This window comes from Microbacterium sp. LWH13-1.2, assembly GCF_038397735.1.
GTDB lineage: Bacteria > Actinomycetota > Actinomycetes > Actinomycetales > Microbacteriaceae > Microbacterium.
Window position 1 is genome coordinate 1,744,008 of record NZ_CP151635.1, and the last position, 18,419, is coordinate 1,762,426.

Annotated in this window: 16 protein-coding genes; 8 read left to right on the top strand and 8 right to left on the bottom strand. The window is 68.4% G+C overall.

Annotated elements, in window-relative coordinates; genetic code table 11:
- The 4 genes from MRBLWH13_RS08250 to MRBLWH13_RS08265 form a co-directional block, all read right to left on the bottom strand.
- Window positions 1-414, bottom strand: a complete 414-nt coding sequence (locus MRBLWH13_RS08250) for a DUF4233 domain-containing protein (RefSeq protein WP_341957974.1) — start codon at window positions 412-414, stop codon at window positions 1-3.
- On the bottom strand, window positions 411-1,763 hold the full coding sequence (locus MRBLWH13_RS08255) for a folylpolyglutamate synthase/dihydrofolate synthase family protein (protein WP_341957976.1): 1,353 nt from the start codon (window positions 1,761-1,763) through the stop codon (window positions 411-413). Before MRBLWH13_RS08255 ends, MRBLWH13_RS08250 begins: the two co-directional genes overlap by 4 nt.
- Complete coding sequence (gene ileS / locus MRBLWH13_RS08260; RefSeq protein WP_341957978.1) at window positions 1,760-5,125, bottom strand: isoleucine--tRNA ligase; 3,366 nt, start codon at window positions 5,123-5,125, stop codon at window positions 1,760-1,762. Before ileS ends, MRBLWH13_RS08255 begins: the two co-directional genes overlap by 4 nt.
- Before the next feature lie 355 nt (window positions 5,126-5,480).
- A complete protein-coding gene (locus tag MRBLWH13_RS08265; RefSeq protein ID WP_341957980.1) occupies window positions 5,481-6,320 on the bottom strand; it encodes a DUF559 domain-containing protein in 840 nt (279 codons plus the stop codon).
- A gap of 254 nt (window positions 6,321-6,574) precedes the next feature.
- On the opposite strand from MRBLWH13_RS08265, the gene MRBLWH13_RS08270 reads away from it, so the two are divergent.
- On the top strand, window positions 6,575-7,237 hold the full coding sequence (locus tag MRBLWH13_RS08270; protein WP_341957983.1) for a pentapeptide repeat-containing protein: 663 nt from the start codon (window positions 6,575-6,577) through the stop codon (window positions 7,235-7,237).
- On the opposite strand, the gene MRBLWH13_RS08275 is transcribed toward MRBLWH13_RS08270, so the two are convergent.
- The 4 genes from MRBLWH13_RS08275 to MRBLWH13_RS08290 all read right to left on the bottom strand — a co-directional run bounded on the left by MRBLWH13_RS08275 (window position 7,227) and on the right by MRBLWH13_RS08290 (window position 12,196).
- Entirely contained in the window at window positions 7,227-8,735 is a 1,509-nt protein-coding gene (locus MRBLWH13_RS08275) for an ABC transporter ATP-binding protein (RefSeq protein ID WP_341957985.1), read from the bottom strand. The two genes, MRBLWH13_RS08270 and MRBLWH13_RS08275, sit on opposite strands and share 11 nt — an antisense overlap.
- Window positions 8,732-9,544, bottom strand: a complete 813-nt coding sequence (locus MRBLWH13_RS08280) for an ABC transporter permease (RefSeq protein ID WP_341957987.1) — start codon at window positions 9,542-9,544, stop codon at window positions 8,732-8,734. Before MRBLWH13_RS08280 ends, MRBLWH13_RS08275 begins: the two co-directional genes overlap by 4 nt.
- Entirely contained in the window at window positions 9,541-10,482 is a 942-nt protein-coding gene (locus MRBLWH13_RS08285; RefSeq protein ID WP_341957990.1) for an ABC transporter permease, read from the bottom strand. Before MRBLWH13_RS08285 ends, MRBLWH13_RS08280 begins: the two co-directional genes overlap by 4 nt.
- Before the next feature lie 103 nt (window positions 10,483-10,585).
- Window positions 10,586-12,196 (bottom strand): ABC transporter substrate-binding protein, encoded by a 1,611-nt coding sequence (locus MRBLWH13_RS08290; RefSeq protein WP_341957992.1) that lies wholly within the window; start codon window positions 12,194-12,196, stop codon window positions 10,586-10,588.
- 158 nt (window positions 12,197-12,354) lie between these two features.
- Here MRBLWH13_RS08290 and MRBLWH13_RS08295 point away from each other — a divergent pair, with 158 nt between their 5' ends.
- From MRBLWH13_RS08295 to MRBLWH13_RS08325, 7 genes are all read left to right on the top strand, one after another.
- The gene (locus MRBLWH13_RS08295) at window positions 12,355-12,762 is read left to right on the top strand and encodes a YbaB/EbfC family nucleoid-associated protein (protein ID WP_341957996.1); all 408 of its coding nucleotides are present in this window, start codon (window positions 12,355-12,357) and stop codon (window positions 12,760-12,762) included.
- Complete coding sequence (locus tag MRBLWH13_RS08300; RefSeq protein ID WP_341957998.1) at window positions 12,762-13,055, top strand: WXG100 family type VII secretion target; 294 nt, start codon at window positions 12,762-12,764, stop codon at window positions 13,053-13,055. Before MRBLWH13_RS08295 ends, MRBLWH13_RS08300 begins: the two co-directional genes overlap by 1 nt.
- 43 nt (window positions 13,056-13,098) lie before the next feature.
- Window positions 13,099-13,422, top strand: coding sequence for a hypothetical protein (locus MRBLWH13_RS08305; RefSeq protein ID WP_311244324.1), 324 nt, complete (start codon window positions 13,099-13,101; stop codon window positions 13,420-13,422).
- Window positions 13,419-14,990, top strand: coding sequence for a hypothetical protein (locus tag MRBLWH13_RS08310; RefSeq protein WP_341958002.1), 1,572 nt, complete (start codon window positions 13,419-13,421; stop codon window positions 14,988-14,990). The genes MRBLWH13_RS08305 and MRBLWH13_RS08310 overlap by 4 nt, the downstream gene beginning before the upstream one ends.
- Before the next feature lies 1 nt (window position 14,991).
- On the top strand, window positions 14,992-15,465 hold the full coding sequence (locus tag MRBLWH13_RS08315) for a hypothetical protein (RefSeq protein WP_341958004.1): 474 nt from the start codon (window positions 14,992-14,994) through the stop codon (window positions 15,463-15,465).
- A gap of 97 nt (window positions 15,466-15,562) precedes the next feature.
- Entirely contained in the window at window positions 15,563-18,157 is a 2,595-nt protein-coding gene (gene valS / locus MRBLWH13_RS08320) for a valine--tRNA ligase (RefSeq protein WP_341958006.1), read from the top strand.
- Window positions 18,157-18,372 carry a hypothetical protein gene (locus MRBLWH13_RS08325; protein ID WP_341958008.1) on the top strand — a complete coding sequence of 72 codons (216 nt, stop codon included), beginning with the start codon at window positions 18,157-18,159 and terminating at the stop codon, window positions 18,370-18,372. Before valS ends, MRBLWH13_RS08325 begins: the two co-directional genes overlap by 1 nt.
- Window positions 18,373-18,419 lie beyond the last annotated feature (47 nt).

Here is an 18,419-nt window from a genome sequence, read left to right on the forward strand (position 1 = left end):
TCATTCACTCTCTGTCTGAGTCTCGGTCGCGGGCCCGCCAGGACGTCGTGCGTCCAATCGAGCCCCCATGATCGTCGCATATCCCCACATGCCGCCGAAAATCACGACGACCAGCAGGATGGCGGGAACGAGGATCGCGGCCAGCGCGATGATGACCTGGATCACCCAGCCCGCGGTGATGGCCCAGGGCTTCGTGATCATCCCTGCGACGGCGATGCAGGCGACCCCGACGATCGCTCCTCCCACGATCCCCCACCACTGCGGGATGCCCGGCGGAAGGGTCTTCAGTCCGAAGATCGTGAGCCCCGCGAGGAACACGACGATCGACTCGAATCCGAGCACGATCGGCGCGAGTTTCTGCACCAGAGTGCGCGGGGCACGAGGCGGACGAGGGCGTGCCGACTCGGCGCTCACGCCCGCCACCCCGACTTCCAGTCCTCTTGCTCCGAGAGGGAGATGGCCTCGCCGGCGAGCACGACGGATCCGGCGATCACCACCGCGCGGCGGTCGGACGACGCCGCCCACTCACGGGCGGCGTCCGCCGCCTCCGCGAGGGTCGGATGCACGGTCGCGCGCTGCCCTGCGGCTTCGACGAGATCGGCGATCGCATCCGCGTCGCTCGCGCGATCGGAATCGGGGGCGGTGGCGAAGACGTGGGCCGCAGCCGGTGCGAGCTTCGCCACGATGCCCGCAGCATCCTTGTCACCGAGGATTCCGAGAACGACCCCCCACTCGTCGAAGTCGAAGCTGTCGTCCATCGCCTGAGCGAGTGCTGCGGCGCCGTGCGGGTTGTGCGCCGCATCGACGATCACCGTAGGCGAGATGCCGAGCAGCTGGAGGCGACCGGGCGAGGTCGCGCCCTGCAGACCCTCCGAGACGATGTCGGCAGCGATCTGCTGCTGCCCACCGCCGATGAGCGCCTCGACTGCGGCGACCGCGAGAGCGGCGTTGTGCCCCTGGTGCGCGCCGTACTGCGGCAGGTACTCCTCGAGGTACTCCCCCGCGAGCCCGCGGATCGAGATGAGCTGCCCGCCGACCGCGAGCTTCTGGTCGGTGAGACCGAACTCGTCACCCTCGAAGGCGATCGTGGCGCTCTTCTCCGCGGCGACGCGCCGGAGCACGTCGGCGGCTTCGTCCGGCTGCTGCGCCGAGACGACGGCTGCGCCCTCCTTGATGATCCCCGCCTTGACCGCGGCGATCTCGGCGATCGTGCCACCGAGGCGATCGGCGTGGTCGATGTCGATCGGTGCGAACACCGCGACATCGCCGTCAGCGGTGTTGGTCGAGTCCCACTCGCCCCCCATGCCGACTTCGAGAACGAGGACGTCGACCGGGGCATCGGCCACCGCGACGAAAGCCAGCACGGTGAGCAGCTCGAAGAACGTGAGCGGCTCCTCGCCCGCGGCTTCGAGCTCGGCGTCGACGATCCCGACGAACGGCTCGATCTCGTCCCACGCGTCGGCGACCGCGGCATCCTCGATCGGCTGACCGTCGATCATGATGCGCTCCGTGAAGCGCTCGAGGTGCGGGCTCGTGAAGAGTCCGGTGCGCAGACCGTGCGCCCTGAGCAGGCTCTCGATCATGCGGGCCGTGGATGTCTTGCCGTTCGTCCCCGTGATGTGCACGACGCGGTAGGTGCGCTGCGGGTCGTCGAGGAACGCGAGGATACGTGCCGTGCGCTCCTTGCGCGGTTGCACCCAGCGCTCGCCCGCGCGGCTCAGCAGCGCCTCGTAGACGGCATCCGCCCTGTCTCGTGCGCTCATGCGCTCGGCTCCTCGATGTTCGTGTCGATCGTGACGATGATCGGGCGCTTGTCGGCGCCGAGGGCCGTGGCGCCGCTGCGGAACACGCCGTCACCCGGGCTCGTCACCTCCTGCACCAGAGCGGCGATCTCGTCGGTCGCGAGCACCGCGAAGCCCACAGCGAGAGTCTCGCCCGCGATCAGCTCGGCGTGCGTCTGCAGAGCCTCGGCATCGGCGGCGCTCACATTGAGCGCGAGCACGATGCGGTCGCTCACGTCGAGATCGGCGTTCTTGCGCGCCTCCTGCACGACGCGGATCGCGTCACGCGCCAGGCCTTCGGCCTCGAGCTCCGGCGTGGTCTGCGTGTCGAGCAGCACGAAGCCGCCGGCCGGCACGAGTGCGAGCGCCTCGCCCTCCGGACGTCCGGTGGTCTCGAGCGCGAGCTCGTATTCCGACGGCTCGAGCGCGATGCCGCCCGCGGTGACGACTCCGTCGCTCTCCGACCAGTCCCCTGCCTTCGCGGCTTTGATCACGGTCTGCACGTTCTTGCCGAGGCGCGGGCCCGCGGCACGGGCGTTGACGCTGAGCCGGTGGCTGATGCCGTAGTCGGCGGCGGTCGTCTCCGACTGCTCGACGAGCTCGACCGACTTGACGTTGAGCTCCTCGCGCAGGATGTCCTCGAACTGGCCGAGCGTGGCCGCGAGCGGCGACACGACGGTGAGACGGGCGAGAGGCAGCCGCACGCGCAGCTTCTCCTTCTTGCGCAGCGCGTTGGCGACGCTCGACAACTCGCGGACAGCATCCATCGCGTCGCGGATCTCGTCGGCCGCAGGGAACGCGCCGGCGTCCGGCCAGTCCTGCAGGTGCACGCTGCGTCCGCCCGTGAGTCCCTGCCACACGCGCTCGCTGATGAGCGGCACGAGCGGCGCGGCGACGCGGGTCAGCGTCTCGAGCACCGTGTAGAGCGTGTCGAACGCATCGGCGTTCGATCCCTCCCAGAACCGGTCGCGCGATCGGCGGATGTACCAGTTGGTGAGCACCTCGGCGAAGTCGCGCAGACGCGCGGAGGCCGTGGTGGAGTCGAGTCCCTCGAGGTCGACACGCACCTCCCGCACGAGGTCGCCGAGACGGGTCAGGATGTAGCGATCGAGCACATCGGTGGAATCCGTACGCCACGTCGCCTCGTACCCGCCGGGCTTCGCGGCATTCGCATACGTCGCGAAGAAGTACCACGAGTTCCACAGCGGGAGCAGGAACTCGCGGACGCCCGAGCGGATGCCCTCTTCGGTGACCGCGAGGTTGCCTCCGCGCAGCACGGAGCTCGACATGAGGAACCAGCGCATCGCGTCGGAGCCGTCGCGGTCGAGCACCTCGGAGACATCCGGATAGTTGCGCAGCGACTTCGACATCTTGTAGCCGTCGTTGCCCAGCACGATGCCGTGGCAGCTGACGCCCGTGAACGCCGGGCGGTCGAACAACGCGGTCGACAGCACGTGCATGACGTAGAACCAGCCGCGCGTCTGCCCGATGTACTCGACGATGAAGTCGGCCGGTGCATGCGTGTCGAACCACTCCTGGTTCTCGAACGGGTAGTGCACCTGCGCGTACGGCATGGAGCCCGAGTCGAACCACACATCGAAGACGTCCTCGATGCGGCGCATGGTGCTCTTGCCGGTCGGGTCATCGGGGTTCGGACGTGTGAGGTCGTCGATGTACGGACGGTGCAGGTCGATCTCGCCCTCGGGGTTGCGCGGCAGCGTGCCGAAGTCGCGCTCCATCTCCTCGAGTGAGCCGTAGGCGTCGACGCGCGGGTACTCGGGGTCGTCGCTCTTCCAGATGGGGATCGGCGAGCCCCAGTAGCGGTTGCGGCTGATCGACCAGTCGCGCGCTCCCTCGAGCCACTTGCCGAACTGGCCGTGCTTGACGTTCTCGGGCACCCAGGTGATCTGCTCGTTGTTCGCGAGCAGGTCGTCCTTGATGTCGGTGACGCGGATGAACCAGCTCGAGACGGCCTTGTAGATCAGGGGGTTCCGACAGCGCCAGCAGTGCGGGTAGGAGTGCACGTAGCTCTGCTCGCGCAGGAGGCGGCCCTCGGAGCGCAGCAGACGGATGAGCGGCGTGTTCGCGTCCATCCAGAGCTGGCCGGCGACGTCAGTGACATTGGGGAGGAAGCGTCCGCCGTCGTCGAGCGACAGGATCGTCGGGATGCCGGCGGCGCCCGCAACCCGCTGGTCGTCCTCACCGTAGGCCGGAGCCTGATGGACGATGCCGGTGCCATCGCTGACCGTGACGTAGTCGTCGACGAGGATGCGCCAGGCGTTCTCTGTGCCGTAGGTCTCGGTGTCGGCGTAGTAGTCGAAGAGACGGTCGTAGGTGATGTCCGCAAGGTCGGCACCCCGCACGGTCGCGTCGACCGCGGCGAGCGCCTCGTCGAGGCTCTCGTAACCGAGGTCCTTGCTGTACCCGCCGAGCAGCTCGCGAGCGAGGAGGTAGCGATGTGCGGAGGCTTCCACAGCGGCATCCGTCGATCCTGCGACCTGGTGCACGTCGGCCGCTCCGCCGGGGCCGGCAGGCAGCACGACGTACTCGATGTCGGGGCCGACGGCGAGCGCGAGGTTGGTGGGGAGCGTCCAAGGCGTGGTCGTCCAGGCGAGTGCCCGCACGGCGGTGAGGCCGAGGGCCTCTGCCTTGGCACCCGTCAGCGGGAACGTGACGGTGACCGACGGGTCCTGACGGTTCTGGTAGACGTCGTCGTCCATGCGCAGCTCGTGCGCCGACAGCGGGGTCTCGTCGCGCCAGCAGTAGGGCAGCACACGGTATCCCTCGTAGGCGAGCCCCTTGTCGAACAGGGTCTTGAACGCCCAGAGCACGCTCTCCATGTAGCCGAGGTCGAGGGTCTTGTACCCGCGCTCGAAATCGACCCAGCGGGCCTGACGCGTGACGTAGTCCTGCCACTCGTGCGTGTACTTGAGCACCGAGTCCTTCGCCTTCGCGTTGAAGACGTCGATGCCCATGGCCTCGATCTCGCTCTTCTCGGTGATGCCGAGCTGCTTCATGGCCTCGAGCTCGGCCGGCAGACCGTGGGTGTCCCACCCGAAGACGCGATCGACCTTCTTGCCGATCATGGTCTGGAATCGCGGGAAGACATCCTTGGCATAGCCGGTGAGCAGGTGCCCGTAGTGCGGCAGCCCGTTGGCGAACGGCGGCCCGTCGTAGAAGACCCACTCGTCAGCGCCCTCGCGCTGCTCGATGGAGGCGCGGAAGGTCTGGTCGGTCTCCCAGAAGTCGAGCACGTCGCGCTCGATCTGGGGGAACCGAGGGCTCGGGGCGACGGAGGCAGCCTGGTCGGCGGCGGGGCCGAAGGAGGAACGCGGGTAGGTCATGTCGTCTCGCAGGAGTCGTGGCGGATGCTGCTGCGAGGACGATCCGTCCGGCGTGTCGTTCCGGGGACCGCGGTACCACCTCGCGTGCCGCGCCTCTCGGCGGAGCCACTCTCACTGCGGCTGTGACGGGCCTGCCCCGCTCGGTTCTACTGAGTCCGCCCTTGCGGGGCCGACCGTTCTTCCGAGAGCTCCCCGGTGATGTCCGGATCACAGCTCGTGGCTCCCATTGTACGCGCGGTGCGGGGCGTGCGCCTCCCGAGGTGGCGGTGCGCTTTCTTAGTCCGAGAGCACTTCGCAAGTCCGTTCTCGGGAGATTCGGACTTGCGAAGCGCACACGGACTTGTCTGGCGCGCAGTCAGACTGCGCGGTGAAGCCCCTGAGCTACCGAGCGCATGATCAGATCCTGGACCGCAGGCCAGTCGAACATCACCTGCGTGTACGACACACGCATCACGTGGTACCCCATCAGCCGCAGTTCGGCGTCGTGCCGGATGTCTTCAGAGCGCTGTGCGCCGACATGGTGGGCACCGTCGATCTGGATGACGAGTCGGTCGCCGATCAGCGCGTCGACCCGGTGACCCGCGACCCAAATCTGCACGCGGATCGGCTCTCTCATCCACCGCAGTCGTGCACGAAGATAGGTCTCCAGGCCCGCGTCGGCGAACGGTGTCGCCCGAGCGAGGATCCGCCGAGCCGCGGGTCTCCACGAGTATCCGCGCAGAGCTTCCACCGTGACGAGCGACTTGTTGAGCGCCGACTCCCAGGTCGCGAGCGCCTGTTCGAACGGCTCGCACTCCGCGATGTAGGCCAGGATGTTCTCGATCGGATCGACGAGGGCATCCGGATGCCGTGGGATGATCGGCTTTCCCTTGTGCACCCGAGCCTCGAACGGGATCCGCACGACGGCGTTGTGCGGCGCGGCGAAGTGCGGCGCGCCGCCGTGATCATGCACCCAGAGGCCGAGAAGCCCCGCCTGCGTGCGGCATGTCAGAACCACGCCGAGCCTGGCCGCGGTCACCATCGTCTTTTCGGCGTCCTTCGTCGCGAGCCAACCTCGTCGAGGACGGGTGATCAGACCGTCTCGCTGCGCAGTCTCCACGGTTCTGCGTGAGAAACCGCTCTCGGCGACGACGACGCTGCGCACCACGCCTCCACGATCCGTGAGCAGGCGGATCAGCTCGTCGGCGCTCTTCATCAGCTCATTCTCCGGATCGGACGGGCTGGCATCGGCGATCGCGCACCAATCACGCAAGATCAGTGGACAGCCGCCTCCGATGCTCCGTCCGTGCAGGAGCCGAGAGCCGAACGCTTCGGAAGTCTTTCTGCGCCTCCCTGGCCCGTTTGCGAGCCAGACGGACTCGCGTAGCGCACATGGACTTCCGAAGCGCATCCGGCCCACGGAGAAGCGACCGAGCCGGGAGTGTCTCCCCCACCCCCTACCCTCGAAGAATGGCCCGCTCCCCCGAATCCCCTGCGGCTCCCCGCGTCTCGCCTCCCGACCTTCCCCTCGAGTTCGAGTTCGAGTTCGAGTCCGCGACCGCGAGGCGCAGCGCCGACCTGCTCGCGGCCCGGCTCGATCTCGAGGTCGCAGCCGACCTCGCCCACGCCTCACTCGAGCAGTGCACGATCACGGCCGATGCCGACAGCGTCGACCTGACCGGAGCCACGCTCATCGACGTCGATATGGCGGGTGTCCGCATCGCCTCGCTGCGGATGAGGGATGCCGGCGTCCGCCGTGTCCGCATCAGCGGAGGCCGCATCGGCACACTCGATCTGAGCAGCGCCCGCATCGACGAGCTCGAGCTCCGCGATGTGCGGATCGACTATCTCAACCTCGGCGGGGTGCGGGCAGCCGACATCGAGATCACCGCGTGCAGCATCCGGACGATCGACATGCCCCAGGCCGAGCTCACCCGGGTGCGCTTCACCGACACGCGCTCGGACGAGGTGGACTCGCGCGGCATGCGCGCCACGCACGTCGACCTGCGCGGGCTCGACGCCTCGGCGTTCCTCGATGCGAACAGCCTGCGCGGCACGACCCTGAGCAGCTTCCAGGTGCAGCAACTCGCTCCGGTTCTCGCTGCGGGGATCGGCATCCAGGTCAGGGACTGACGGGGCGGTTCGCCTCGAGCAGCTCCTGCGTGAACGGATGCTGCGGCGATGCGAACACGTCGGAGATCGCGCCCTGCTCGACGATGACGCCGTCCTGCATCACGAGCACGTCGTCGGCGACCGCTCCGACGACGTCGAGATCATGGGAGACGAAGATCATGGTCAGCCCACGCTCCCGTTGCAGCCGGAGCAGCAGCTGGAGCACGCGTTCGCGCACGGACGGATCCAGAGCTGAGACCGGCTCGTCCAGCACCAGCACCTCGGGCTCGGCCGCCAGCGCCCGTGCGATGGCCGCGCGCTGACGCTGCCCGCCCGACAGCGCGGCTGGCCGACGGCTCGCCAGCACGGGGTCGAGGTCGACCTCGGCCAGAAGCTCGGCCACACGCCGGGTCCGCAGCGTGCGAGCCACGCCTCCCGCGGCGAGCGCCTCCCTCAGTGAGCGGCCGATCGTCCACCGAGGGTCGAATGCGCCGAGGGGGTTCTGATGCACCAGCTGCACGCGGCGCTCTCCGATCCAGCGCAGTCCTCCGTCGTCCGGCTTCTGGACACCGACGATCATCCGCGCGAGCGTCGTCTTGCCGGAACCTGACTCCCCGACGATCCCGAGCGTGCGTCCCTCGTACACGGCGAACGACGCATCGCTCACCGCCGCGATCTCGCCGAAAGTCTTGGTCGCGCCGGTCGCGACGAGCACGGGCGGGGCGTCCTCCGCCGAAGTCGCCCTGGGCTCGTGGATGGTCGCGGCGATGAGCTGCCGGGTGTACTCGTGCTGGGGCGCCTCGAGCACCTCCGCCACCGTCCCGGACTCGACCACCGCACCGTCGCGCATGACCAGCACGCGATCGGCGATCCGACGGACGGCCGCGAAGTCGTGGCTGATGAACACGATCGCGGTGCCGGCATCCGCGATGTCGCGGAGCAGTCCGAGGATCCGCGCCTGCACAGTCGCATCGAGAGCCGTGGTCGGCTCGTCAGCGACGAGGATCGCCGGTTCCGCGGCGATGGCCGAGGCGATCAGCGCTCGCTGCCGGAGCCCTCCGGAGAGCTCGTGCGGATATTGCAGCGCGCGGCGGGCGGCATCGGGCATCGACACGCGGTGCAGGAGTTCCTGAACCCTCTCGCGCAGCGCCGCTCGCCCGGAGACGAGACCATGGAGACGCAGAGGCTCGGCGATCTCCGATCCCACTCGCTGCAGCGGATCGAGCGACACAAGGGCATCCTGGGAGACGAGCGCGATGCCTGCGCCGCGGAGGGACCGCCAGCGCCGTTCGCCGAATCGGGCGACATCCGTCCCGTCGACGACGAGCCGATCGACGCGCACGCGCGCGTCTGCGGGCGTCAGTCCGAGCAGCGCCCTGGCGGTGAGCGACTTCCCCGCCCCCGACTCGCCCACGATCGCGACGCACTCACCAGGCGACACGCTGAACGACACCCCGTCGACCACGGGCACCCTGCCGAAGTCGATGTGCAGCCCGGTCAGCGCCAGCGCAGCGGTCATGATGTCCGCCCCTCTGCTCTGGCACGCAGGACCCGGCCGACGATGGTCGCTGCGATCACGGTCACGGTGATCGCGATGCCGGGGAACACGGCGATCCACCAGGCCTGCCCCAGCACATTGCGTCCTCCCGCGAGCATGAGTCCCCACTCGGGCGTCGGCTCCGAGGGACCGAGGCCGAGGAAGCTGAGACCGGCCGCGGCGAGGATGCTCGATCCGATGCCGATGGTCGCGAGCACACTCAACGAGCCGAGCACACCCGGCACCACGTGCCGGACGAAGGCGGGCACGGGAGGCACCCCGAGGATGCGGGCGGCCTCGACGTGCTCGGCGGTGCGGAGCGTGCGGGTCTGCACACGGGCGAGACGGATGTACACGGGGACGGCCGCGACCGTCACCGCGATCGCGATGTTGACCGGCCCGGGCCCCAGCACCGCGACGACGACGAGTGCGACCAGGAACTCGGGAAAGGCCATGAGCACGTCGTTGACGCGCATGAGAGCTGCGTCGACTCCCCGCGGAGCGAGTCCGGCGAGCGCGCCGATGAGGAGTCCTGCAGCGAGCGCGATGCCGGTCGCGAGCAGACCGATCCCGATCGAGCGCCCGGCTCCGTGGATCACCCGCGAGTACACGTCGCGGCCGCTCTGATCGGTGCCGAACAGGTGCTCGGCGCTGGGCGGCAGCAGCGACGCGCGCACATCGGTCTGGAGCGGGTCGTGCGTCGCGAGGACTCCGGGGAAGGCCGCCGCGAAGGCGAGCACCAGCAGCACGAGCACCGCGCACCAGAGCATCACGACCTGGGCGCGCTTCATCGCACACCCCCACGTTCCGTGCGAAGACGCGGATCGATGAGCGGATGCAGGAGCTCGATCACGAGGTTCACGATCACGAACACGACGGCGCTGAGCAGGATGATCCCCGTGATCACGGGGAGATCGCGGTTGGTGATGGCCGCGAGGGTGACCCGCCCCAGGCCTGCGCGGGCGAAGACCGTCTCGACGAGCACGGCTCCGCCGAGCACCGATCCGGTCAGGTAGGCCGCCAGCGTCACTGCATTCGCGGCGCCGTGCCTCAGCCCGTGCCGCAGCGTGAACCACGACGGGCCCGCGCCCCGGGCCCGGACGGTCTCGGCGAACGGCATCCGCTCGGCCTGCACGAGTCCGTCGCGCAGTACCTGGCTGAGAAGCGCCGCCACGGGAAGCGCGAGCGTGATGGCCGGCAGCACGATCGTCGCCGGGTTCCGCGCCCCCGAGACGGGGAACCACCCGAGTCCGAAGGCGAAGACACTGAGCAGGATCAGGCCGATCCAGAACACCGGCGACGACAGGATGATGAGCTCGATTCCCGCGGCGACGGCTCGCCCTGCCTGACCGCGCACCAGCAGGGCCACGGCCAGCGCGAGCAGCACCGCGATCACGAGCGCCAGCGCCGAGAGCTGCAGCGTCGAACCGAGCTGACGACCGATGACCTCGGCCACCGGCATCCGCAACTGGTACGACTCCCCCAGGTCTCCCCGGGCGAGCTGACCGATGAAGGCCAGATACTGCTCGAGCGGGGGCCGATCGAGGCCGAGATCTGCGCGGATGCCGTCTTTCACCGCTTCGCTGACCTGCGCCTGCGGCCCGAGCATCACCGATACCGGATCGCCCGGAATGATGCGGAACGCCAGGAAGACCAGCGTCGCGGCGCCCCAGAGCACGATCACGACGGATGCTGCGAGACCGGCGATGCGGAGGAGCGCTGCCTTCACCGTTCGCGCCCTCTCGACAGTTCCTGAGCACCCTCGGGTACGCGGCGCTCGCTCACGAACGATACCGCAGCGATATACCGGAGGTGGCCCGACGCCCCAGGCGTCAGCCGACGCTCACGTCGAAGAACAGCGGGCGTCCGTACAGGTCGTAGTCCAGACCGCTCACTCGCTCGCCGACGGCGGTGATGGCAGACGGACTGTACAGCGGCACGATCGCCGTGTACTCCGCGTTCCACTCCTGCAGCTGCGTGTAGATGCTGTTTCGCTGGTCCTGGTCACTGGACGCGACGGCCTGATCGAGCAGGGCGTCGATCTCGGGATCCGCGACCTGCGAGGCGTTCTGGAATCCGTCCGTGTGCAGGTGCGCACGCAGGAAGTCCGGGTCGACGCCCGAGAACCCCCAGTCGGTGAGGTCGAACGTCTTCGGACCGTACTGCTCGTTGTAGGCACCCGGTTCCAGCACCTCGCGCACGACCTCGAAGCCGATCCCCTTGAGGTCCGACTGGATGGCGTTCGCCAGAGCCGCCCGGTCGTCGGGCACCGGGGTCCAGGCGATCCACCGCGCCGACAGACGCTGACCGTCCTTCATGCGGATGCCGTCGCTGTCGCGCTCCGTCCACCCGGCCTCATCGAGCAGTGCGCTCGCCGCGGCGGCATCGAACGGCCAGCTGTCCTCGAGCGAGGCGTCATAGCCGGGGGTCGTCGACCCGAGCACGCTCCACGCCCGCGGGAACTGTCCGAAGAAGATCTCATCGACGGCCGCGTCGACGTCGATGCCCCGGGCGAACGCCTGGCGGACCTTCTCGTCGGCGAAGACGCCGTACTTCTCGTTGAGGTACAGCGAATACGGCAGGCCGGGGTACTCGATCGAATCGACGGTGACGCCGTCTCCGAGATCCCCCGCGAGGTTCGGCGGGATGTTGCTCCCGAGATCGGCCTCGCCGCTCTGCACCACGCCGGTGCGCACGGAGGCCTCCGGTTGGATCTCGACGCGCAGCGTCTCGACCTTCGGTGCGTCCTCGCCGTGCGGGCCCCAGGCGTAGTCGTCGTTGCGGGTGTAGACGAGCTCCTGATCGGGCGTGTACTCGGTGAGCACGAACGGACCGGTGCCGACCGTGACGTCGGGCCCCCCGGCCTTCAGCTGATCCGCGGACTCGGCGAGCACCGCCGGCGAGTAGAAGCCGAGCTGCGGGGTGCTGGCCGCCTGCAGGAACGGCGCGTACGGCTGGGTGAAGCTGACCTTGACGGTGTGGTCGTCGACGACCTCGGTGCCTTCGTAGAAATCGGCGCCGAGCATCGACGCCGCCTGGGCGGACTCGGTCTCCGGGTCGACGATGCGGTCGAAGTTCGCCTTGACCGCCTCGGCGTCGAAGGGCTCGCCGTCGGTGAAGGACACGTCGTCGCGAAGCACGAAGGTGTACTCGGTGCTGTCGTCCGAGACCGTCCACTCCTTGGCCAGCCACGGGGTGAAGGACCCGTCGTCCTCCTGGAAGACGAGCGAGTCGAGCACGGCGCGCTGCACCATGCCCGAGACGTCGAGCTGGCTCACCTGCGGGTCCATGTGACCGGCCGAGAGGTTCGCACCCTCGATCGACCAGACGAGCTCGCCGCCGTCGGAGTCGGAGGACGGAGCGGCGCACGAGCTGAGCAGGAGGGCGCTCGCGGCGACGGCGGCACCGAGCGGGATCGCGCGGCGCAGGAAGGAGTTGGGCATGCTGTTCCTCGGGAGGGAAATGCGGGAGACGACGCGGATGCATCAGTTCTTGGACTCGATCCAATTCTATGCCGTCCTGGGCGACACGGGCGCTCCGTGGCCTTCACCCCGTCATCCACTCCTCATATACTGCGAGGACACCGGAGGAGGGGGTAGCAGTGTCGACCGAGGAACTTTCGGACACGATCGCCGCGCTGAACGCGAAGATCGATGCCCAGATAGCCCATGCGCAGGACCTGGCCGCGGAGACGGCGAAGCTCGACGACGAGGTGGCGGAGACCACGGCGACCGTGTCATCCGCGGATGGTCGCGTCACGGTCACCGCGCGCCCCACGGGCGGGATCGACTCGGTGCAGCTGTCGTCGATCAGCACCGCGACCGACGCCGCGGCACTGGGCGGACTCATCACGGCGACGATCGCGAAGGCGCAGCGCGCGGCCGCAGAGCAGGTGCTCGCATCGATGAGCCTGACTCTCGGTGAGACCTCGCCCCTCGTCGCTGCCGTGCGCGACGACATCGACACCGCCTTCCCGCAGGCGGGCGGCAGCACGATCGAGTACCGCTGATGGGCGTGATCGAGGTCAACCCGGCGCAGGTCGCCAAGGCGGCGAAGGCGATCAGCGTCGCCTCGCGGAGCATCGACGCCGCTCTCGAGGAGCTCACCGCCCATGCGGGGATTCTTCGTCGCTCATGGTCGGGCGAAGCCCAGGTCGCGTTCGACTCGGCGCAGGGCAGATTCGACGGGCTCATGCGCGAACGCACCGCACTCGTCATCGCGATCTCCGACGCGCTCGGAGAACTTGCGACTCAGTACTCGGATGCGGACCTGGCCGGTCAGCGCGTCCTCGGCGGCAGCTGACGCCGGATCACACAAGACACACAATCGGGGGGAACCGATCACGATGACCGCAGCCAATCAGCAGATCATCATCGACGAGGATGAGCTTCGCGCCCATGTGAAGTCACTCACCACAGCCGCCGAGCTCCTCGGAGCCGCAGCGAAGACAGCGGCGGGAGGCGTCGGGCAGTCGGCCTTTGGAGCGATGTGCGGGCCGCTGCTCGGCCCCGCCATCGATGCGCTCGCCGATGCATCCGAGTCCACGCTCACGGCGGCCACCGAGCTCGCCGACGCGACCGGCACAGGGCTCAAAGGCATCGTCGATGCGTTCGGCGAGATCGAGGACGGCGCCGTCAAGGCATTCGGCACGATCGAGGGCGAGCTGTGAGCGCGATCGCCGGCATCAGCAGCCAGGTGCGCTCCGGGTCCTGGGCCGCCGGGGCGCCCGGGCCCAGTGCATCGCAGGCGGACTGCGCGAGCATCCCGGGTTTCGCAGGGATGCTGATGCAGTACATCGCCCCGCTGCGCGAGTGGTTCGACGACCTCCTCGGCGACCCGGGGACGGTCGGCGGATTCGCCTCTCGATGGGAGGACGCCGAGAAGTCCCTCCGCCGGGTCGTCGAGACCCTGCGGGACGCAGAGCCGAAACTCGCAGAAATGGATGGACGGACGGTCCGCGCGCTCCGGGCCCGCTACGGCGACCTGCTGTCCGTCGCCGAGGACGCCGCGCAGTGGACCGGGGCCACCGCGAGCGCCGTGCGGCTGGTCAGCCAGATCATCGAGTCAACGAGGGTCCTGATCTGCGACTTCCTCGGGAGCCTCAGCAGGTTCGCCGATGACCTCTTCAGCTTCAGCCTCAACCCGTTGAAGAAGATCGACGACATCAAGCGCTTCGCATCGTCCGCCGCCGACTTCATCACCTCGGCAGGCGCTCTGGTGAAGAGCCTCACGGGCGCCGTCGTTTCACTCGCTCAGCTGCTGTACAAGCTGGTCCCTCTCATCGGGGATGCACTGGCGACGCTGCGTGACCTGCTCGTGGACATGCTGCCTCTGGTCGGAGCGCTCACCGGTGGACCGCTCGGGTTGGTGTTCGGCAACGTCCTGCACGACTTCCTGACCGATGACGCGCGCGTGAACGAGATCGATCCGTCGACGCTCACCGACGATCAGCTCGAGGCCTGGAAGGACGCTCACGGGGTGACCTCTCTCGACTCCCTGTCGGACCTCGTCTCGGTCAACGGCACGACCGATTCGATGGGCGGCGAGGATTCGACCGCCATCGACATCAAGCAGGTCGTCGCACCTGACGGATCGACCCACTGGGTCGTGTCGCTGCCCTCGACGCAGGCGTGGGAGGTCGGAGGCCCCGCGGGCGCGATGAACGACCGCGACAACAACCTCGCTCTGATGCTCGACAATCCGCTCTTCCGCACGCAGTACGAGCGCGCGGTGCTGGACGCGATGCAGCAGGCGGGCATCCCCGCGGGCTCCGATGTCGTGCTGACCGGCTTCAGTCAGGGCGGCATCATGGCGGCGAACCTCGCCGCGGACTCGTCGTTCCCTTACAACCCGATCGGGGTCGTGACCAACGGCTCGCCCGTCGACAACTTCCACGTGCCGCCGAACGTGCCGGTCTACGCGTTCCAGCACGCGACGGACGTCGTGCCGATGCTGGATGGAAGCCTCGTCGGCGTACCGGGGCTGCCCGGCCAGTCGCCGATCGACATCCCGAACACCCCCGTGACCGTGCTCCCGCCGAACATCCACCAGATCACCCTTCCGGACCCTCCGGGATCACACGGATTCAGCGCGCACGACAACGCGCTCTACGCAGACTCCGTCGGCGACTGGGAGAGCGGATACCACGCCGCGAACAACGGCACCGATCCATGGGATCTCGCGGGTCTCGGTGGTACGGTCGTCGATCACCAGGTCTATCAGGGAGTGGAACGCTGATATGAGCACCACCGGCGTCACCCGACTCGTTCGTGGAGTCACGGTCATCGCCCTCGGCGCAGCGATGGTCGCGCTGAGCGGGTGCGGGGCCGTCACGAAGGAGCTCTCCGAGGGGGACTTCGCCGAGACGATCCCCGCTGCCCTGGCGGCGTCCGACATCGGTATCACCGACTCCTATGCCGAGAAGACGATCTCCGGCTTCACCTTCTACCTGAGCGTGGGAGTCGATCTCGACCACGACGATGCCTCGGCCGACGACCTCGCGGGAATCCTCCGGATCATTCTCGAGAACAACGACGTACCCAGCGACAAGATCGACCTCGGCGTCAACGGAAGCGACGAGGAGTCCGTCGACCTCGAGGCGCTGGTCCAGAGCATCTCGCCCGACCTGAAGATCTCGTCGAGCACCTACGGAGACATCCAGGTCACGAACGACCAGGCCGCGGCGATCGTCGAGGCCGTCTGGGGCGAGTGAGGGACTCCCCACACGTTCGGGGCGATTAGACTGTGGGGCACAACCCACACTCAGGCACGCTCACACAGTGCCGTATACATCGCTCGAGGAGACCTCCATGTCCGTGATTCCCGACAAGCCCGTACTCGAAGGCCTCGAAGCGAAGTGGGGTGAGTCGTGGTCCGAGCAGGGCACCTACCTGTTCGACCGCATCCGCGCTGCGCAGTCCGGCCGTGAGGGCGTGTACTCGATCGACACTCCCCCGCCCACGGCATCCGGCAGTCTGCACATCGGTCACGTGTTCTCGTACACGCACACCGACGTCAAGGCGCGGTTCGAGCGCATGCGCGGCAAGAACGTCTTCTACCCGATGGGCTGGGACGACAACGGCCTGCCCACCGAGCGCCGGGTGCAGAACTACTACGGCGTGCGCTGCGACCCGACGCTCCCGTATCAGACCGACTTCACCCCGCCGTTCGAGGGCGGGGACAACAAGTCCAGCCGCGCCGCCGACCAGGTGCCGATCAGCCGCCGCAACTTCATCGAGCTGTGCGAGCGCCTGACCATCGAGGATGAGAAGCAGTTCGAGGCCTTGTTCCGCCAGTTGGGCCTCAGCGTCGACTGGACCCAGACGTACCGCACGATCTCCGACGACACGATCCGTCAGAGCCAGCTCGCGTTCCTGCGCAACCTCGAGCGCGGCGAGGCCTATCAGTCGCTCGCGCCGACCCTGTGGGACATCGACTTCCGCTCGGCCATCGCCCAGGCAGAGCTCGAGGACCGCGACCAGCAGGCCGCGTACCACACCATCGACTTCCCCTTCGCCGACGGTTCAGGCTCGATCACGATCGAGACCACCCGCCCGGAGTTGCTCCCCGCCTGCGTCGCGATCGTGACGCACCCCGAGGGCCCGCACAAGCACCTCATCGGCACGAAGGTGCGGACGCCCTTCTTCGACGCCGAGATCGAGGTCCACGGACACCACCTCGCGCAGCCTGACAAGGGCACGGGTGCGGCCATGGTCTGCACCTTCGGCGACGTGACCGACATCATCTGGTGGCGCGAGCTGCGCACCACCACCGGCGGCGACCTGCCGAACATGACGACCATCGGTCTGGACGGGCGTTTCCTGCCCACTGCCCCGTCGATCGTGGCGAGCCCCGAGGCCATCGACTGGTACACGGCAGAGCTCGCCGGCAAGACCGTGTTCTCGGCCCGCAAGGCGATCGTCGAGAAGCTTCAGGAGACCGGCGACATGACCGCGGTCGGCAAGCCCTTCAACCACGCGGTGAAGTTCTTCGAGAAGGGCGACCGTCCACTCGAGATCGTGTCGACGCGGCAGTGGTACATCCGCAACGGCGCCCGTGACGCGAAGCTCCGGGACGAGCTGCTCGCGCACGGAACCGAGCTCGCCTGGCACCCGGAGTTCATGCGCGTGCGCTACGAGAACTGGGTCGGCGGCCTGACCGGCGACTGGCTCGTGTCGCGTCAGCGCTTCTTCGGCGTGCCGATCCCGCTCTGGTACGGACTCGACGAGAACGGCGATCGCGACTACGACCGCGTGCTCGCTCCGGACCACGCGTCCCTGCCCATCGACCCGACGACCGACGTGCCTGCGGGTTACACCGAGGACCAGCGCGGAGTGGCCGGAGGCTTCGAGGCCGAGGCCGACATCCTCGACACCTGGGCCACATCGTCCCTGACCCCGCAGCTCGCCGGCGGATGGCAGCGCGATGAGGAGCTCTGGCAGCTCACCGCCCCGTTCGACCTGCGCCCGCAGGGTCAGGACATCATCCGCACCTGGCTCTTCTCGACCATGCTGCGTTCGACCCTCGAAGACGGCCGCTCGCCGTGGCGCAACGCCGCCATCTCGGGCTTCATCGTCGACCCCGACCGCAAGAAGATGTCGAAGTCGAAGGGCAATGTCGTGACGCCGGCGGACATCCTCGAGACCCACGGATCGGATGCTGTGCGCTACTGGGCCGCCTCCAGCCGCCTGGGCATGGACGCCGCCTTCGACCCGCAGAACCCGACGCAGGTCAAGATCGGCCGCCGCCTGGCGATCAAGGTGCTGAACGCCGCGAAGTTCGTGCTGTCGTTCCCCGTGCCCGAGGGTGCGCAGGTGACGCATGCGCTCGACGCCTCGATGCTCACCGGGCTCGACGCCGTGATCGCGGAGGCGACCAGGGCCTACGAGAACTACGACCAGGCGAAGGCGCTCGAAGTCACCGAGGCGTTCTTCTGGACCTTCTGCGACGACTACCTCGAACTCGTCAAGGAGCGCGCCTACAACCAGAACGACGTGGGTCAGGCATCTGCCGCGCTCGCTCTGCGCCTGGCGCTGTCCACGTTGCTGCGTCTGCTCGCACCGATCGTCTCGTTCGCGACCGAGGAGGTGTGGTCGTGGTTCGAAGAGGGTTCGGTGCACACCGCGGCCTGGCCGGAGGCACTCGGCATCGAGGGCGACACGGCTGTGCTGTCGGCGGCGAGCGAGGCTCTGATCGGCATCCGTCGGGCGAAGACCGAGGCGAAGGCCTCGCAGAAGACACCGGTGTCACGTGCGGCGATCGCCGCTCCTGCCGCCAAGCTCGAGGCGCTCCGCGCCGCGGCCGACGATCTCCGAGCCGTCGGGCGCATCGCCGACCTCGAATTCACCGAGGCGGACGAGTTCGCGGTCACCGCGATCGAGCTCGCCCCGGTCGAGGGCGCCTGATGCAGCTGGGCACGAGATGGGCCACAGGCTCCGAGCCCCCGGCATCCGTTCCCGCCGCGCTCCGGCCGGCGATCTCCGAGGTCGAAGCGCGCGGTCTCACCGGGCACTGGACGCTCACCTGGCTCGAGGGCCGCGCGATCGCCGAGCTCGATGCAGGCTGGGAGGTCGTGCAGACGGGCACCGGCGACGTGATCGCCCGCCCCTTCGAGGACTGATCCGACTCTGACGACGAAGCCCCCTGACCGCGCCTGCGGCAGGGGGC

Excerpts from the sequence above, each read along its gene's own strand:
- MRBLWH13_RS08255 (WP_341957976.1), bottom strand. The coding sequence starts at position 1,763 with ATGAGCGCACGAGACAGGGCGGATGCCGTCTACGAGGCGCTGCTGAGC.
- ileS (WP_341957978.1), bottom strand. The coding sequence starts at position 5,125 with ATGACCTACCCGCGTTCCTCCTTCGGCCCCGCCGCCGACCAGGCTGCC.
- MRBLWH13_RS08265 (WP_341957980.1), bottom strand. The coding sequence starts at position 6,320 with ATGAAGAGCGCCGACGAGCTGATCCGCCTGCTCACGGATCGTGGAGGC.
- MRBLWH13_RS08270 (WP_341957983.1), top strand. The coding sequence starts at position 6,575 with ATGGCCCGCTCCCCCGAATCCCCTGCGGCTCCCCGCGTCTCGCCTCCC.
- MRBLWH13_RS08275 (WP_341957985.1), bottom strand. The coding sequence starts at position 8,735 with ATGACCGCTGCGCTGGCGCTGACCGGGCTGCACATCGACTTCGGCAGG.
- MRBLWH13_RS08280 (WP_341957987.1), bottom strand. The coding sequence starts at position 9,544 with ATGAAGCGCGCCCAGGTCGTGATGCTCTGGTGCGCGGTGCTCGTGCTG.
- MRBLWH13_RS08290 (WP_341957992.1), bottom strand. The coding sequence starts at position 12,196 with ATGCCCAACTCCTTCCTGCGCCGCGCGATCCCGCTCGGTGCCGCCGTC.
- MRBLWH13_RS08300 (WP_341957998.1), top strand. The coding sequence starts at position 12,762 with ATGGGCGTGATCGAGGTCAACCCGGCGCAGGTCGCCAAGGCGGCGAAG.
- MRBLWH13_RS08305 (WP_311244324.1), top strand. The coding sequence starts at position 13,099 with ATGACCGCAGCCAATCAGCAGATCATCATCGACGAGGATGAGCTTCGC.
- MRBLWH13_RS08315 (WP_341958004.1), top strand. The coding sequence starts at position 14,992 with ATGAGCACCACCGGCGTCACCCGACTCGTTCGTGGAGTCACGGTCATC.
- valS (WP_341958006.1), top strand. The coding sequence starts at position 15,563 with ATGTCCGTGATTCCCGACAAGCCCGTACTCGAAGGCCTCGAAGCGAAG.
- MRBLWH13_RS08325 (WP_341958008.1), top strand. The coding sequence starts at position 18,157 with ATGCAGCTGGGCACGAGATGGGCCACAGGCTCCGAGCCCCCGGCATCC.